At 53.1% G+C, this 14961-nt stretch carries 17 protein-coding genes; 9 read left to right on the forward strand and 8 right to left on the reverse strand.

Annotated features, from left to right (window positions below; genetic code table 11):
- From KP80_RS19790 to tilS, 5 genes are all read left to right on the forward strand, one after another.
- The coding region (locus KP80_RS19790; protein WP_231625941.1) for an OB-fold nucleic acid binding domain-containing protein at positions 1 to 957 on the forward strand (957 nt) is incomplete at its 5' end.
- Positions 958 to 969: 12 nt separating this feature from the next.
- Entirely contained in the window at positions 970 to 1929 is a 960-nt protein-coding gene (gene accA, locus KP80_RS19795; protein ID WP_052285357.1) for an acetyl-CoA carboxylase carboxyl transferase subunit alpha, read from the forward strand.
- 104 nt (positions 1930 to 2033) lie between these two features.
- Positions 2034 to 4184, forward strand: coding sequence for a lysine decarboxylase LdcC (gene ldcC / locus KP80_RS19800; protein WP_052285358.1), 2151 nt, complete (start codon positions 2034 to 2036; stop codon positions 4182 to 4184).
- A 50-nt stretch (positions 4185 to 4234) separates the two neighbouring features.
- Positions 4235 to 4624, forward strand: a complete 390-nt coding sequence (locus tag KP80_RS19805) for a VOC family protein (protein ID WP_052285359.1) — start codon at positions 4235 to 4237, stop codon at positions 4622 to 4624.
- A 63-nt stretch (positions 4625 to 4687) separates the two neighbouring features.
- The gene (gene tilS / locus KP80_RS19810) at positions 4688 to 5989 is read left to right on the forward strand and encodes a tRNA lysidine(34) synthetase TilS (RefSeq protein ID WP_052285360.1); all 1302 of its coding nucleotides are present in this window, start codon (positions 4688 to 4690) and stop codon (positions 5987 to 5989) included.
- A gap of 16 nt (positions 5990 to 6005) precedes the next feature.
- On the opposite strand, the gene rof is transcribed toward tilS, so the two are convergent.
- Positions 6006 to 6266, reverse strand: coding sequence for a Rho-binding antiterminator (rof, locus tag KP80_RS19815; RefSeq protein ID WP_052285361.1), 261 nt, complete (start codon positions 6264 to 6266; stop codon positions 6006 to 6008).
- Positions 6253 to 6453 carry a YaeP family protein gene (locus KP80_RS19820; protein WP_052285362.1) on the reverse strand — a complete coding sequence of 67 codons (201 nt, stop codon included), beginning with the start codon at positions 6451 to 6453 and terminating at the stop codon, positions 6253 to 6255. Before KP80_RS19820 ends, rof begins: the two co-directional genes overlap by 14 nt.
- 177 nt (positions 6454 to 6630) lie before the next feature.
- Between KP80_RS19820 and KP80_RS19825 the strand changes: the two genes are divergently transcribed.
- From KP80_RS19825 to nlpE, 3 genes are read left to right on the forward strand one after another with little or no spacing between them, the layout of a single operon-like run.
- Positions 6631 to 7176 (forward strand): YaeQ family protein, encoded by a 546-nt coding sequence (locus KP80_RS19825; RefSeq protein ID WP_052285363.1) that lies wholly within the window; start codon positions 6631 to 6633, stop codon positions 7174 to 7176.
- A complete protein-coding gene (gene arfB, locus KP80_RS19830; RefSeq protein ID WP_052285364.1) occupies positions 7173 to 7586 on the forward strand; it encodes an alternative ribosome rescue aminoacyl-tRNA hydrolase ArfB in 414 nt (137 codons plus the stop codon). Before KP80_RS19825 ends, arfB begins: the two co-directional genes overlap by 4 nt.
- A 36-nt stretch (positions 7587 to 7622) precedes the next feature.
- Positions 7623 to 8321, forward strand: coding sequence for an envelope stress response activation lipoprotein NlpE (gene nlpE / locus KP80_RS19835; RefSeq protein ID WP_052285365.1), 699 nt, complete (start codon positions 7623 to 7625; stop codon positions 8319 to 8321).
- 119 nt (positions 8322 to 8440) lie between these two features.
- On the opposite strand, the gene proS is transcribed toward nlpE, so the two are convergent.
- The 6 genes from proS to metN all read right to left on the reverse strand — a co-directional run bounded on the left by proS (position 8441) and on the right by metN (position 14024).
- Positions 8441 to 10159: a proline--tRNA ligase gene (proS, locus tag KP80_RS19840; protein ID WP_052285366.1), complete on the reverse strand. Its 1719-nt coding sequence runs from the start codon at positions 10157 to 10159 to the stop codon at positions 8441 to 8443.
- A 112-nt stretch (positions 10160 to 10271) separates the two neighbouring features.
- Positions 10272 to 10979, reverse strand: a complete 708-nt coding sequence (gene tsaA, locus KP80_RS19845; RefSeq protein ID WP_052285367.1) for a tRNA (N6-threonylcarbamoyladenosine(37)-N6)-methyltransferase TrmO — start codon at positions 10977 to 10979, stop codon at positions 10272 to 10274.
- Complete coding sequence (rcsF, locus tag KP80_RS19850) at positions 10976 to 11380, reverse strand: Rcs stress response system protein RcsF (protein WP_052285368.1); 405 nt, start codon at positions 11378 to 11380, stop codon at positions 10976 to 10978. Before rcsF ends, tsaA begins: the two co-directional genes overlap by 4 nt.
- Positions 11381 to 11490: 110 nt before the next feature.
- Positions 11491 to 12306 carry a methionine ABC transporter substrate-binding lipoprotein MetQ gene (gene metQ / locus KP80_RS19855; RefSeq protein ID WP_052285369.1) on the reverse strand — a complete coding sequence of 272 codons (816 nt, stop codon included), beginning with the start codon at positions 12304 to 12306 and terminating at the stop codon, positions 11491 to 11493.
- Between the two features lie 40 nt (positions 12307 to 12346).
- Complete coding sequence (locus KP80_RS19860; protein ID WP_052285370.1) at positions 12347 to 13000, reverse strand: methionine ABC transporter permease MetI; 654 nt, start codon at positions 12998 to 13000, stop codon at positions 12347 to 12349.
- Entirely contained in the window at positions 12993 to 14024 is a 1032-nt protein-coding gene (gene metN / locus KP80_RS19865) for a methionine ABC transporter ATP-binding protein MetN (RefSeq protein WP_052285371.1), read from the reverse strand. The genes KP80_RS19860 and metN overlap by 8 nt, the downstream gene beginning before the upstream one ends.
- A gap of 188 nt (positions 14025 to 14212) precedes the next feature.
- Here metN and gmhB point away from each other — a divergent pair, with 188 nt between their 5' ends.
- The gene (gene gmhB, locus KP80_RS19870; RefSeq protein ID WP_052285372.1) at positions 14213 to 14776 is read left to right on the forward strand and encodes a D-glycero-beta-D-manno-heptose 1,7-bisphosphate 7-phosphatase; all 564 of its coding nucleotides are present in this window, start codon (positions 14213 to 14215) and stop codon (positions 14774 to 14776) included.
- Positions 14777 to 14961 lie beyond the last annotated feature (185 nt).

Here is a 14961-nt window from a genome sequence, read left to right on the forward strand (position 1 = left end):
GAGACAGCTATTGAAGCGATCATCGAAGCGCGCAATAACGGGGGCTATTTCCGCGAACTGTTTGACCTCTGTGCGCGCACTGATACGAAGAAGCTCAACCGTCGCGTGCTGGAAAAACTGATTATGTCCGGGGCCTTTGACCGCCTCGGGCCGCACCGCGCAGCGCTGATGAATTCTCTGGGCGACGCGTTAAAAGCCGCAGACCAGCACGCGAAAGCGGAAGCGATCGGTCAGGCGGATATGTTCGGCGTGTTGGCCGAAGAGCCGGAGCAAATTGAGCAGTCGTATGCTAACTGCATGCCCTGGCCGGAACATACGGTACTGGAAGGTGAACGGGAAACGTTAGGTTTATACTTAACCGGCCACCCGATTAACCAGTATCTGAAAGAAATTGAGCGCTATGTCGGCGGCTATCGGCTTAAAGACATGCATCCGACAGAACGTGGTAAAGTGACCACGGCTGCGGGGCTCGTGATTGCTGCAAGGGTTATGGTCACCAAGCGCGGCAATCGTATCGGCATCTGTACGCTGGATGACCGCTCCGGGCGGCTAGAGGTGATGCTCTTCACCGAAGCCCTGGAAAAATACCAGCATCTGCTGGAAAACGACCGCATACTTATCGTCAGCGGACAGGTCAGCTTTGATGACTTCAGCGGCGGCCTTAAAATGATGGCCCGCGAAGTGATGGACATTGACGAAGCCCGGGAAAAATACGCTCGCGGGCTTGCTATCTCGCTGACGGACAGGCAAATTGATGACCAGCTTTTAAACCGACTCCGTCAGTCTCTGGAACCCCACCGTTCGGGAACCATTCCAGTACATCTCTACTATCAGAGGGCGGATGCACGTGCGCGGTTGCGTTTCGGTGCAACCTGGCGTGTCTCTCCGAGCGATCGTTTACTCAACGATCTGCGTAGCCTCATCGGTTCGGAGCAGGTGGAACTGGAGTTTGACTAATACAGGAATACTATGAGTCTGAATTTCCTTGATTTTGAACAGCCGATTGCAGAGCTGGAAGCAAAAATCGATTCTCTGACTGCGGTTAGCCGTCAGGATGAGAAACTGGATATTAATATCGACGAAGAAGTGCATCGTCTGCGCGAAAAAAGCGTCGAGCTGACGCGCAAAATCTTTGCCGATCTCGGCGCATGGCAGGTAGCTCAACTGGCTCGCCACCCACAGCGTCCGTACACCCTGGATTATGTCCGTCTGGCGTTTGATGAATTTGACGAACTGGCGGGCGATCGTGCCTATGCTGACGATAAAGCTATCGTTGGCGGTATTGCACGTCTCGATGGACGTCCGGTGATGATTATTGGTCATCAGAAAGGCCGTGAAACCAAAGAGAAAATTCGCCGCAACTTCGGTATGCCTGCACCAGAAGGCTATCGCAAAGCGCTGCGTCTGATGGAAATGGCTGAACGCTTCAACATGCCGATCATCACCTTCATCGACACCCCGGGTGCATACCCTGGGGTGGGTGCGGAAGAGCGCGGTCAGTCTGAAGCGATCGCCCGCAACCTGCGTGAAATGTCCCGCCTGAGCGTACCGGTTATCTGTACCGTTATCGGTGAAGGTGGTTCCGGCGGCGCACTGGCGATTGGCGTGGGCGATAAAGTGAATATGCTGCAGTACAGCACCTATTCCGTTATCTCCCCGGAAGGCTGTGCTTCCATTCTGTGGAAAAGTGCGGACAAAGCACCGCTGGCAGCTGAAGCCATGGGTATCATCGCACCGCGTCTGAAAGAGCTGAAGCTTATCGATTCCATTATCCCGGAACCGCTGGGCGGCGCCCACCGTAACCCGGAAGCCATTGCGGCATCGCTGAAAGCACAGCTGCTGGCTGACCTGGCAGATCTCGATGTGCTGAGCAAAGAAGATCTGCTTAACCGTCGTTATCAGCGCCTGATGACTTACGGCTACGCGTAATACGAACATAAGACGTTCCTGAAAAGGGCCACAGTTTGTGGCCCTTTTTTATTACCTGCGGCCTGGGTGCGCTATGATAGGTAAAGGTTTTCCAGGAGGAACGCATGAATATTATTGCCATTATGGGGCCACACGGCGTCTATTATAAAGACGAACCGATTAAGGAGCTGGAGACAGCTCTCATCGCCCAGGGCTTCAAAATTATCTGGCCGCAGAACAGTGCCGACCTGCTGAAGTTTATTGAGCACAACCCACGTATTAGCGGGGTGATCTTCGATTGGGATGAATACAGCGTCGATCTCTGCGCCGAGATTAATCAACTTAATGAATATCTGCCGCTGTACGCCTTTATCAATGCCCACTCTACGATGGATGTCAGCGCCCATGACATGCGTATGGCGCTCTGGTTTTTTGAATACGCATTAGGCCAAGCCGATGATATTGCCACCCGTATTCGCCAGTATAACGATGAGTATCTCGATAACATCACGCCACCGTTTACCAAAGCGCTCTTTACCTATGTGACGGAAGGGAAATATACCTTCTGTACACCAGGACATATGGCGGGTACGGCCTATCAGAAAAGCCCTGTGGGCTGTCTGTTTTATGATTTCTTTGGCGCTAATACGCTCAAAGCGGATGTCTCTATCTCGGTGACCGAACTGGGCTCGCTGCTTGACCATACCGGGCCACATCTGGAGGCGGAAGAGTATATCGCTCGCACCTTTGGAGCCGAGCAGAGTTATATGGTGACCAACGGCACATCCACGTCGAATAAAATCGTGGGCATGTATGCTGCACCTAGCGGTAGCACCTTGCTGATTGACCGTAACTGCCATAAATCGCTAGCACATTTGCTGATGATGAACGACGTCGTGCCGCTATGGCTCAAACCCACGCGAAATGCGCTAGGTATTCTGGGGGGGATCCCGAAGCGGGAATTCACCCGCGATAGCCTGCAGCAGAAGGTTGATGCTACTGAGAACGCGCAGTGGCCGGTGCACGCGGTGATCACTAACTCAACCTATGACGGTTTGCTGTATAACACCAACTGGATCAAGCAGACTCTTGATGTACCGTCGATTCACTTTGATTCAGCTTGGGTGCCCTATACCCACTTCCACCCGATCTACCAGGGAAAAAGCGGGATGAGCGGTGAGCGAGTCCCGGGTAAAGTGTTCTTTGAAACCCAATCCACCCATAAAATGCTGGCGGCATTATCGCAGGCTTCGCTGATTCACATTAAGGGCGACTACGATGAAGACACCTTCAACGAAGCTTTTATGATGCATACCTCGACCTCGCCGAGCTATCCGATCGTGGCCTCAATTGAGACCGCGGCGGCAATGCTGCGCGGTAACCCCGGAAAACGGCTGATCAATCGCTCGGTAGAACGGGCGCTGCATTTCCGCAAAGAAGTCCAGCGTCTGCGGGAAGAGTCGGACAGCTGGTTCTTCGACATCTGGCAGCCGGAAGAGATTGATGAAGCCGAGTGCTGGCCGGTTGCTCCGGGGAAAGACTGGCACGGATTTAGCGACGCGGATGCCGATCATATGTTCCTCGATCCGGTGAAGGTCACTATTCTGACGCCGGGGATGGACGAGCAGGGGAATATGAGCGACGAGGGGATCCCGGCGGCGCTGGTGGCGAAGTATCTTGATGAGCATGGCGTGGTCGTTGAGAAAACCGGCCCTTATAATCTGTTGTTCCTGTTCAGTATTGGGATTGATAAAACCCGAGCCATGGGCTTGCTTCGCGGGCTGACAGAGTTTAAGCGCGCCTACGATCTTAACCTGCGGGTGAAAAATATGCTGCCGGATCTCTATGCCGAAGATCCTGATTTTTATCGCAACATGCGTATTCAGGATCTGGCACAGGGGATTCACAGGTTGATCCGTCAGCACGATCTCCCAAGTTTAATGCTCAGAGCCTTTGACGTATTGCCGGAGATGAAGCTGACGCCACACCGTGCATGGCAAAAGCAGATTAAGGGCGAGGTTGAAACTATTGCGCTGGAAGATCTGGTCGGTCGTATTTCCGCGAATATGATTCTGCCGTATCCTCCGGGTGTGCCGCTGCTTATGCCGGGGGAAATGATCACCGCTGAAAGCCGTTCAGTACTCGACTTCCTGCTGATGCTCTGTTCCGTTGGGCGACATTATCCGGGCTTTGAAACCGATATCCATGGTGCAAAACGCGATGAAAACGGCGTCTACCGTGTGAGAGTCCTAAAAAGCCCTGAAGGGGTTGCGTGATAGCGGCTCACACGGTTAACGTGCAGAGAAACGGTTAACGGAGAAACACGATGTTGGGGTTAAAACAGATTCATCATATTGCGATTATTGCCACTGATTATGCCCGGAGTAAGTCTTTCTACTGCGATATTCTCGGCTTCACGTTGCAAAGCGAAGTTTACCGTGATGCTCGTGACTCGTGGAAAGGCGACCTGGCATTAAACGGTCAGTATGTGATTGAGCTGTTTTCTTTCCCGTTTCCACCGGCGCGTCCGAGCCGACCGGAGGCCTGCGGGCTGCGTCATCTGGCCTTTAGCGTTGATGATATCGACGCGGCCGTGGCGCACCTGACGGCTCATGGGGTGGCCTGTGAAGCGATTCGCATCGATCCGTTTACCGATAAGCGTTTTACATTTTTCAACGATCCTGACGGTCTGCCGCTGGAGCTTTATCAGCAGTAAGGCTTGTCAGCGCCAGCCCGGATGGGTAACGTGCCGGGCAATACTCCCTTTCATGAAATGACGATGACCCAACCTTCATTTATGCCGCTGCTTTCTTCGCACCGCCAGTTTCTGGTGGCGTTTAGCGGTGGTCTGGATTCCACGGTACTGCTGCATCAGTTGGTTTGCTGGCGCCAGCAGGATCCGACTGTAACGTTACGGGCTATTCATATTCATCACGGGATTAGCATTAATGCCGATAGTTGGGCCTCGCACTGCCAGCGGGTATGTGATGCCTTACAGGTACCGCTGGTGGTTGAACGCGTCACGCTAGCGCAGAGTGGGATAGGTCTTGAAGCTGAGGCCAGAGAAGCACGCTATCGGGCGTTTCGCGAAGCGCTAATACCTGGGGAAGTGCTGGTTACCGCGCAGCATCTCGACGATCAAAGCGAAACGCTGCTGCTGGCTCTCAAGCGAGGGAGTGGGCCTGCGGGGCTTGCGGCAATGCCTTTCAGCGCTGCGTTTGCCAACACCCAGCTCATACGTCCGCTACTGCATGAGACGCGTAATTCCCTGCTGCAATGGGCGAATACGCATGCGCTGACATGGATTGAAGATGAGAGCAATCAGGACGATACCTACGACCGTAATTTCCTGCGTCTGCGAGTGTTGCCGTTACTCAACGAACGCTGGCCGCACTTTGCCCAAGCGGCAGCTCGCAGTGCAGAACTGTGCGGCGAGCAGGAACAACTGCTGGATGAGCTGTTAGCAGAAGAGCTTTCACATGTCGTCTCCCCTGAAGGAGCGCTGGCCATTGAACCTTTGGCTGCAATGAGTGCACCGAAGCGTGCGGCGCTTATTCGGCGTTGGCTGGCGGGGCATAACGCCCCGATGCCGTCACGTGAAATGCTGACGCGTTTATGGCTGGAAGTCGCCATGGCGCGTGAGGATGCAACGCCGTGCGTGCGGTTAGGGCGTTTTGCCGTTTGTCGCTTCCGGCAGCAGCTCTGGTGGGTTAAGGCCCATGTAGGGCAAACCGAGGTGGTACTGGCGTGGGCGGATCCTCACGATGTCCTGATGTTACCGGATAAACTTGGTGAGCTGAGGTTGGTGCCTGGCGGGAGTATTCGCCAGCCGCGCGAGGACGAAATGGTCTCCGTGCGCTTTAAAGCGCCGGGCATGCTGCATATTGTGGGCCGCAACGGCGGGCGTAAGCTGAAGAAAATTTGGCAAGAGCTAGGTGTGCCGCCTTGGCAACGTGATACGACGCCACTGTTGTTTTACGGTGAGACGTTGATTGCTGCGGCGGGGCAGTTTGTCACTCAGGATGGGGTATGCGATGCGGAAAAGGGAGTGGCGTTACGTTGGGAGAAAACGGGCAGCTAAGCCGCCCGTTTCTAAATTATGATTCGCTGACCACCACCGTGCCGATTTCGGGGTGGCTGAAGCTGGTAATACGGTCCAGTCGCAGCTCGCGGAGCTCTCCTGCACTGTCGACAACCAGGTATTCCACGTTTTTACGGGAGACCAGATCGTGTGCTTTAGCCTGCAGCGTTTCGCCGTCTTTTAGTTCCAGCGCCAGAACAAGATGATGCTGGCAGGCAAGCTCGAGATTGTCATAATCATCACAGTTGATGGGTTGATACGTATCATTCATTGACATAATCGCTCACCAGTAAGTTTGCCGCTGCATATGCAGCTTTTTCCCTGACTGACGCAGAAAGGGCGTCATCCGCCGCAACTTCGTTCAAAACTTTCAGTACACAGCCCAGCGCGTCCGGGATATACCCTAAATCACCGCTGGCAATTTCCGCATAGCGTTGACGAATTAATTCACAATAGTTGCCCACATGCCCTCCGGTCAGCGCTTCAATTAAGCCTATGAAGATAATCTCTGTTTAGCAAGGTGACTATATCATACTCATTTAAGCATTATCAGCGGGATGAGCGTCGGCAGATGCAATTGAGGACAGCCTTTTGCGCTTGATTTCGCTACAATGAGCACCATTTTTCGCAGGAGTTATCTCATGGCGCTGAAAGCGACAATTTATAAAGCGGTGGTCAACGTAGCGGATCTTGACCGCAACCAGTTTCTGGACGCGTCTTTAACGCTAGCTCGCCACCCGTCTGAAACCCAGGAACGCATGATGCTGCGCCTGCTGGCGTGGATTAAATACGCCGATGAGCGTTTGCAGTTTACTCGCGGTCTCTCCTCTGAAGACGAGCCGGAAGTATGGCTGCGCAACGATCATCTGGGTATCGATCTGTGGATTGAGCTGGGTCTGCCGGATGAACGGCGGATTAAAAAAGCCTGCAGTCAGTCGCAAGAGGTGGCGCTGTTTACCTATAACAGCCGCTCGGCTGAAATCTGGTGGCAGCAAAATAAAAGCAAAATGGTGGGTTTTAAGAATCTGAGCATTTGGTATCTGGATGATGAACAGCTAGCAAAACTCAGTGCCTTTGCAGAGCGTACAATGACCTTGCAAGCAACGTTGCAGGAAGGCGCGATTTGGCTATCTGACGCTCAGAATAATCTGGAAATACACTTTACGGCCTGGCAGACGCCAGCATGATTGTGCTTTCAGGGCAGGTCAGTATCCCGGATGATGAGCTCACGATCACCGCGATCCGTGCCCAAGGGGCGGGTGGCCAACATGTGAATAAGACCTCAACGGCGATTCATTTGCGTTTTGACATCCGGGCCTCCAGCCTGCCAGAGTATTATAAAGAGCGCCTGCTTGCCGCCAGCCACCACTTAATTTCTGCTGACGGTGTGATTATCATTAAGGCGCAGGAATACCGTAGCCAGGAGATGAACCGTGAAGCGGCGATAGCGCGACTGGTGGCGGTGATTCAAATGCTGACGACCGAACAAAAGAGCCGACGCCCGACGCGCCCGACGCGCGCGTCAAAAGAGCGGCGGTTGAACACGAAAGCGCAAAAATCTTCAGTAAAATCGATGCGCGGTAAGGTTCGCTACTAAGCTGAATGTGGATGTAATAAGAATAAGGAATTGAGGGTGAAAAAAGCGATATTGGCCATTGCGGCCACCGGGATGCTGTTTGGGCTTTTCGGATGTAATAATTCGGAAATGACGACGCTGAAACCGACTCACTCCGCAGAGTTAACGCCAATGCAGCAGAGCTGGCGCGGTGTGATTCCGTGTGCCGATTGCGAAGGCATTGAAACCTCGCTGTTCCTCGATAAGGACGGCACCTGGGTGATGAACGAACATTATCAGGGCGTAAGCCGTGAGCCGTCCTCATTTGGTTCCTACGGTACCTGGGCGCGGACTGCCGATAAGCTGGTCCTGACCGACAACCATGGTGAGAAGTCTTACTATCGCGCGAAAGGCGATAAGCTGGAGATGCTGGACCGTGAAGGCAACCCGATTGACTCTAAGCTTAACTATACGCTGGAACCAGTGAAAGCTGACCTGCCAACGACGCCAATGGCGATGCGCGGCATGTACTTCTACATGGCGGATGCGGCGACCTTTACTGACTGTACCACTGGCAAACGCGTAGCGGTGGCTAACAATGCACAGCTGGAGCGTGATTATGCCGCGGCGCAGGGCAGCGACACCAAACCGGTGCTGCTGGTGGTGGAAGGGCACTTTACCCTTGAGCCAAACCCGGATACCGGCGCGATGGTAAAAACGCTCGCGGCGAGTAAAGAGGCGAAGTTTGTTCCAGGCAAAGACTGTTTGAGCAAATAAAACTGCATGGTTTACGTCAGCCGTTGACCGTAGGGCTGACGTGACGTCAAAAAGAAAAAGCCTCGCATTAAGCGAGGCTTTTTTTATCGGTATGGGCGGCGATTAACGCCGCCATCTGATTAACCTTTAATGGCTTTCACCAGGTAATCAACGATATCACCGGTTTTGATCAGCTGCTTGTCGCCGTTACGACGATATTTGTATTCGATATCGTCGTTGTCGAGATTACGGTCACCAAGCACGATGGTGTGTGGAATACCGATAAGCTCCATATCGGCAAACATCACGCCTGGACGCTCTTTACGGTCGTCCATCAGCACTTCGATACCCTGCGCGCGCAGTTCGGCGTAGAGCTTCTCAGCCAGTTCCTGCACACGGTAAGACTTGTGCATGTTCATTGGCAGGATAGCGACCTGGAACGGTGCAATCGCGTCTGGCCACAGGATGCCGCGATCGTCAAAGTTCTGCTCGATAGCCGCAGCTACTACGCGGGTCACCCCGATACCGTAGCAGCCCATGGTCAGGATCTGATTACGGCCGTCTTCGCCCTGTACGGATGCCTTCATCGCTTCAGAGTATTTTGTACCCAGCTGGAAGATGTGACCCACTTCGATACCGCGTTTGATCAGCAGAGTCCCTTTACCATCCGGGCTTGGATCACCAGCAACCACGTTGCGGATATCTGCCACTTCTGGCGTCGCGACGTCGCGATCCCAGTTGATGCCGAAGTAGTGCTTACCATCGATGTTTGCACCTGCGGCGAAATCGCTCATTGCCGCAACGGTACGGTCGATAACCACTGGAATAGGCATGTTGACTGGACCCAGGGAACCTGGACCTGCCTGTACCAGCGCACGGATTTCGGCTTCGGTCGCGAAGGTTAGCGGGCTGGCAACCAGCGCCAGTTTTTCTGCTTTCACTTCGTTCAGCTCGTGATCGCCGCGAACCAGCAGGGCAACCAGTGGAGACTTGCTGCCTTCCACGGCTTTAACCAGCAGGGTTTTCACGGTTTTCTCAACTGGCAGATTGAACTGCTCAACCAGCTCAGCGATGGTTTTCGCGTTTGGCGTATCGACCAGCGTCATTTCCTGAGTGGCTGCTGCGCGCGGTTCTTTTGGCGCAACGGCTTCAGCAAACTCAATATTGGCTGCGTAGTCAGAAGAATCAGAGAAGATCACATCATCTTCACCGCTCTGTGCAAGCACCTGGAATTCGTGAGAAGCGCTACCGCCGATAGAACCGGTGTCAGCCTGTACCGCACGGAAATCCAGACCCATACGGCTGAAGATCTTGCTGTAGGCTGCATACATCGCGTCGTAGGTTTCCTGCAGAGATTCCTGTGAAGTATGGAAAGAGTAAGCATCTTTCATCAGGAACTCGCGAGAACGCATCACGCCGAAACGTGGGCGGACTTCGTCACGGAATTTGGTCTGGATCTGGAAGAAGTTCAGCGGCAGCTGTTTGTAAGAGCTCAGCTCGTTACGAATCAGGTCGGTGATCACTTCTTCGTGCGTTGGGCCGAGGACGAAAGAACGGTCGCCACGGTCAACAAAGCGCAGCAGTTCCGGGCCGTACTGCTCCCAGCGACCGCTCTCCTGCCACAGTTCAGCGGGCTGAACCACGGGCATAGACACCTCGATGGCACCGGCGTTGTTCATCTCTTCACGCACGATGTTTTCGACTTTTTTCAGGACGCGCAGACCGGTCGGCAGCCAGGCATATAACCCAGAGGCCAGTTTGCGGATCATCCCGGCGCGCAGCATCAGCTGGTGGCTGATGACCTCAGCGTCGGCAGGTGTCTCCTTCAGAGTGGAGAGCAGATATTGGCTAGTACGCATGTTGTTACGGTTCCAGTTGGACGACAAAACAGGCTCAAAACGGGCCTGGCACAAAAACAAAGTGGTTTAGTTTACCAGTGAGAAAGAGATGTCAAAAGAGAGTGCGGAGAAATTACCGGGTTTCCAGGGCAAAGACTTCAAATCCTGACGGCGTTACACGCCAGCGGACGTTAAAATCCAGCAGCCAAACGGCGTAGGTTTTTCCCTCTTCCTCATTTTTACGATAAGCCGGGCGGGGGTCTTGCGCCAGAACTTCGGCAATAAATTGACGAAGACGTGGGTAGCTTTTCTCAAGACCAATAAGCTGTTCGGCAATCTCGTGGCTGAAGGTGACATCGACACCGGCCTGCGGTGCATCCTGAGCATAGCTCGCTCGTGCGTCCGGCAGTGCCTCAGCAAACGGCAGATAGGGTTTGATATCCACCACCGGGGTCCCATCAACTAAATCCAGCCCGCCAAGTTCTAAAATGACGTGCTCTTTCTGGCAACGGATACCGCGCAGTTCAACCAACGACATACCGATAGGGTTCGGACGGAAGGTCGAACGAGTAGCAAAAACCCCCATCCGCGCGTTCCCACCAAGCCGCGGAGGACGTACCGTTGGGCGCCAGCCGCCTTCCATCGTCTGATGAAAAACAAACAGCACCCACAGATGGCTGAATGCTTCCAGGCCGCGCACGGCATCGGCCTGGTTGTAGGGCGGCAGCAGTTGCAGCTCACCGCTGCAACTTTTGACCAACCCTGGCTGGCGAGGTACCGCAAACTTCTCTTTATAAGGAGAGCGGATCACGCCTATTTGTTCAAAGGAGAAATGGCTCATTTCGCGCTAACGTTGAGCGCCGATCCCACGCATACCGCCTGACGATAGCAGCCTGGGGTGCCACTGGTGACTTCACAGCTGTGCAGCAGCACGGCATTCGCCTTCATTTTGGAGGCGTTAATCTGCATGCGCTTGCGGGCCGTTGGAATATTCGGCGGGGAATCCTGATTCGTTGCCTGACAAGAATCACCGGATACTTCACCTAAGTCACGGAATGGTTTACCGACCAGATCCTCGGCGTTAGTAATGATTCTGACCGGCGTAGCACGCGGAGCTTTTGGTTTCGCGGTCTCCGTTTTGACGGGGGTCGCAGTGCTTTGAATAGGTTCAACAGGAGATCTGTTTAGCATGGAGCAGCCACCTAACAGGAGTGCTAATAAACAGACCGGTAAAGCACGCATAGTATTTCCTCGATATGGGGTAGACCAGGGTGCTATTGAATCAGGTGCTTGCATAAATGACAAGACGGGCATGAGCCCGTCTTGAAAGATACTGCTTAGCGGTAATGCGATTACCAGCCTTTAACAGCGCCGCCGTTAAAGATTTTGTTCGCTGCTTCGTAGACTTCATCAGACTGGTAAGCCTGAACGAATTTTTTCACGTTTTCAGCGTCTTTGTTATCTTCACGGGAAACGATCATGTTGACGTAAGGAGAGTCTTTACCTTCAACGAAGATACCGTCCTTCGCTGGTGTCAGGTTGATCTGGCTTGCGTAAGTGGTGTTGATAACGGCCAGTGCAATCTGTGCATCGTCTAAAGAACGTGGCAGCTGCGGTGCTTCCAGTTCAACAATCTTCAGGTTTTTTGGGTTCTCGGTAACGTCCAGAACGGTTGGCAGCAGACCCACGCCGTCTTTCAGTTTAATCAGACCTTCTTTTTGCAGCAGCAGCAGGGAACGGCCAAGGTTAGTTGGGTCATTCGGTACTGCAATCTGAGAACCTGGCTGCAGTTCGTCCAGAGATTTGATTTTCTTGGAGTAGCCGGCAATTGGATAAACGAAGGTGTTACCGACGGAAACCAGTTTGTAGCCACGATCTTTAATCTGCTGGTCCAGGTACGGTTTGTGCTGGAAGGCGTTCGCGTCGATGTCACCTTTGCTCAGCGCTTCGTTCGGCAGAACGTAGTCGTTGAAGGTCACCAGCTCTACGTCCAGACCGTATTTTTCTTTCGCCACTTTCTGTGCGACTTCAGCAACCTGCTGTTCCGCACCGACGATGACGCCGACTTTAATATGGTTCGGGTCTTTCTCATCCTGACCGCAACCAACAAGTGCCAGAGAACCAATCAGGGCTCCAACTGCCGCAAAGGTTTTAAAATTGAACGCCATGCTTATATCCTTAAACTTTTGAGTTGTGTTGTGTGTAACGCTATTTATGAGTGACTGCCCGAACGATACGATCGCCAGATAGTTGAATTAAATAAACCAGAACGACCAGCAATACCAGTACTGTATTCATCACGGTTGCATTATACCCAATGTAACCGTACTGATAGCCGATTTGCCCCAGACCGCCAGCGCCAACGGCACCGCCCATGGCGGAGTAACCAACCAGCGTAATCAGCGTGATAGTTGCTGCATTCACCAGACCCGGCATGGCTTCCGGCAGCAGGACCTTGCAGATGATCTGCATCGGCGTTGCGCCCATAGCACGTGACGCTTCAATTAAACCGGTTGGGATTTCCAGCAGGGCATTTTCTACCATACGGGCAATAAACGGCGCGGCACCTACGGTCAGCGGTACGATTGCGGCTTGCAAACCGATTGAGGTTCCGACGATCACGCGAGTAAACGGAATCATCCACACCAGTAAGATAATGAACGGGATGGAGCGGAAGATATTCACCAGCGCAGAGAGCACGCGGTAAACTTTACCGTTCTCGATAATTTGCCCTGGGCGGGTGACATATAAAAGAACACCGACCGGCAGACCGATCACGAAGCCGAAAAAGCCCGACACGAATGTCATCGCCAGCGTTTCCCAGACGCCGCGCGCCAGTAACCACATCATGGCCTCAGACATAACCCAGTACCTCTACTTTTACATGGTGTTGCTGCAGCCAGGCAATGGCCGCTTGCGTATCTTCCGGGGTACCGTGCATTTCAGTCAGCATAATGCCGAACTTCACGCCGCCCGCGTAATCCATCTGCGCGCTAATAATGTTGTTATTGACGTTAAAGCGACGCGCGGTTTCTGACAGCAGTGGAGCATCAACCGATTGGCCGGTGAATTCCATGCGCAGCATCGGCACGCTGTCCGCGTTTTGTTGTGCCTTAAGGCGCGCCTGATAATCTTCCGGGATATCCAGATGCAGCGTAGCCTGAATAAACTGCTGAGCCAGCGGCGTCTTCGGATGAGAGAACATTTCGCTCACCGTATCTTGCTCAATCAGTTCACCGTTGCTGATCACCGCGACGCAATCGCAGATACGCTTCACTACGTCCATTTCATGGGTGATGAGTAAAATAGTCAGCCCCAGACGACGGTTGATATCTTTCAACAGTTCCAGGATTGAACGCGTGGTTGCGGGGTCCAATGCGCTGGTGGCTTCATCACACAGCAGCACTTTGGGATTGCTTGCCAGCGCACGAGCAATCGCCACACGTTGTTTCTGCCCGCCGGACAGGTTCGCCGGATAGCTATCGTGTTTGTCGCCCAGGCCGACGAGATCCAGTAATTCGGTGACGCGACGCTTAATTTCATCTTTCGGCGTGTTATCGAGCTCAAGCGGCAGCGCAACGTTACCAAATACGGTACGTGAAGAGAGCAGGTTAAAGTGCTGGAAAATCATGCCAATCTGACGACGTGCTTTGGTCAGTGCGGCTTCAGATAATGCGGTTAGTTCCTGGTCGCCGACCTGCACGCTACCCTCAGTTGGGCGTTCAAGCAGGTTTACGCAGCGAATCAGCGTACTTTTACCTGCTCCGGATGCGCCAATGACGCCATAAATTTGTCCGGCGGGCACGTGCAGGCTGACGTTGTTCAGCGCCTGTATCGTACGGTGGCCCTGCTGGAACACTTTGGTAATATTCGAAAGTTTAATCATTAGATTATTTATTATCGGTTAGGTGTTATCCACGGCATTTTGTTCTGCCAGAGACGGGCGATGACCGTCAACAAAACGGATGTTAAGGCATCTAGACGGCTAAATCAATCTTCTTTATGCGATCGTCGCTTTCCTGGTGGTCGAAACATGCGATACTAAGGACACATGCATTATTCAGGAGCAACACGGTGGCAAAGTCCGTACCCGCAATTTTTCTCGATCGTGATGGCACGATTAATGTCGATCATGGTTACGTCCATGAAATTGATGATTTCGAATTTATCGATGGCGTCATTGACGCGATGCGTGAATTAAAAGAAATGGGTTATGCCCTGGTGCTCGTCACCAACCAATCGGGTATTGCTCGCGGGAAGTTTACCGAAGCGCAGTTTGAAACGCTGACGGAATGGATGGATTGGTCACTGGCCGACCGTGGCGTGGATCTGGACGGTATCTACTTCTGCCCGCATCACCCTCAAGGAACAGTAGAAGAATATCGTCAGGTGTGCGACTGCCGTAAACCTCATCCGGGTATGTTGAAGTCGGCCCAGGAGTATCTGCACATTGATATGTCTTCTTCTTATATGGTTGGCGACAAAATTGAAGACATGCAGGCAGCCGCTGCAGCGAACGTAGGCACGAAAGTGCTGGTACGTACCGGCAAACCCGTCACTGAAGATGCGGAAAAAGCTGCGGATTGGGTGATTAATAGCCTTGCTGACCTACCGGCAGCGATTAAAAAGCAGAAATAAGCGGCAAAAAGGTGAAAAGGTGAGCGGTTGAAAGAAAAATGCATTTTTCCTCTTGTCAGCCTGAAATTACCCCCTATAATGCGGCCCCACTGAGACGGAACAACGGCAAGCAAGCCGCCGGGTCAGCGAGGTTCTCCTGAGAATCTCGACAGAGAAAAGCGAAATTAAACGCTTGACTCTGAAAG

Source organism: Kluyvera genomosp. 1, assembly GCF_001266615.1.
Taxonomy (GTDB): domain Bacteria; phylum Pseudomonadota; class Gammaproteobacteria; order Enterobacterales; family Enterobacteriaceae; genus Kluyvera; species Kluyvera cryocrescens_A.

Excerpts from the sequence above, each read along its gene's own strand:
- accA (WP_052285357.1), top strand. The coding sequence starts at position 970 with ATGAGTCTGAATTTCCTTGATTTTGAACAGCCGATTGCAGAGCTGGAA.
- ldcC (WP_052285358.1), top strand. The coding sequence starts at position 2,034 with ATGAATATTATTGCCATTATGGGGCCACACGGCGTCTATTATAAAGAC.
- KP80_RS19805 (WP_052285359.1), top strand. The coding sequence starts at position 4,235 with ATGTTGGGGTTAAAACAGATTCATCATATTGCGATTATTGCCACTGAT.
- tilS (WP_052285360.1), top strand. The coding sequence starts at position 4,688 with ATGACCCAACCTTCATTTATGCCGCTGCTTTCTTCGCACCGCCAGTTT.
- rof (WP_052285361.1), bottom strand. The coding sequence starts at position 6,266 with ATGTCAATGAATGATACGTATCAACCCATCAACTGTGATGATTATGAC.
- KP80_RS19825 (WP_052285363.1), top strand. The coding sequence starts at position 6,631 with ATGGCGCTGAAAGCGACAATTTATAAAGCGGTGGTCAACGTAGCGGAT.
- arfB (WP_052285364.1), top strand. The coding sequence starts at position 7,173 with ATGATTGTGCTTTCAGGGCAGGTCAGTATCCCGGATGATGAGCTCACG.
- proS (WP_052285366.1), bottom strand. The coding sequence starts at position 10,159 with ATGCGTACTAGCCAATATCTGCTCTCCACTCTGAAGGAGACACCTGCC.
- tsaA (WP_052285367.1), bottom strand. The coding sequence starts at position 10,979 with ATGAGCCATTTCTCCTTTGAACAAATAGGCGTGATCCGCTCTCCTTAT.
- rcsF (WP_052285368.1), bottom strand. The coding sequence starts at position 11,380 with ATGCGTGCTTTACCGGTCTGTTTATTAGCACTCCTGTTAGGTGGCTGC.
- metQ (WP_052285369.1), bottom strand. The coding sequence starts at position 12,306 with ATGGCGTTCAATTTTAAAACCTTTGCGGCAGTTGGAGCCCTGATTGGT.
- KP80_RS19860 (WP_052285370.1), bottom strand. The coding sequence starts at position 13,000 with ATGTCTGAGGCCATGATGTGGTTACTGGCGCGCGGCGTCTGGGAAACG.
- metN (WP_052285371.1), bottom strand. The coding sequence starts at position 14,024 with ATGATTAAACTTTCGAATATTACCAAAGTGTTCCAGCAGGGCCACCGT.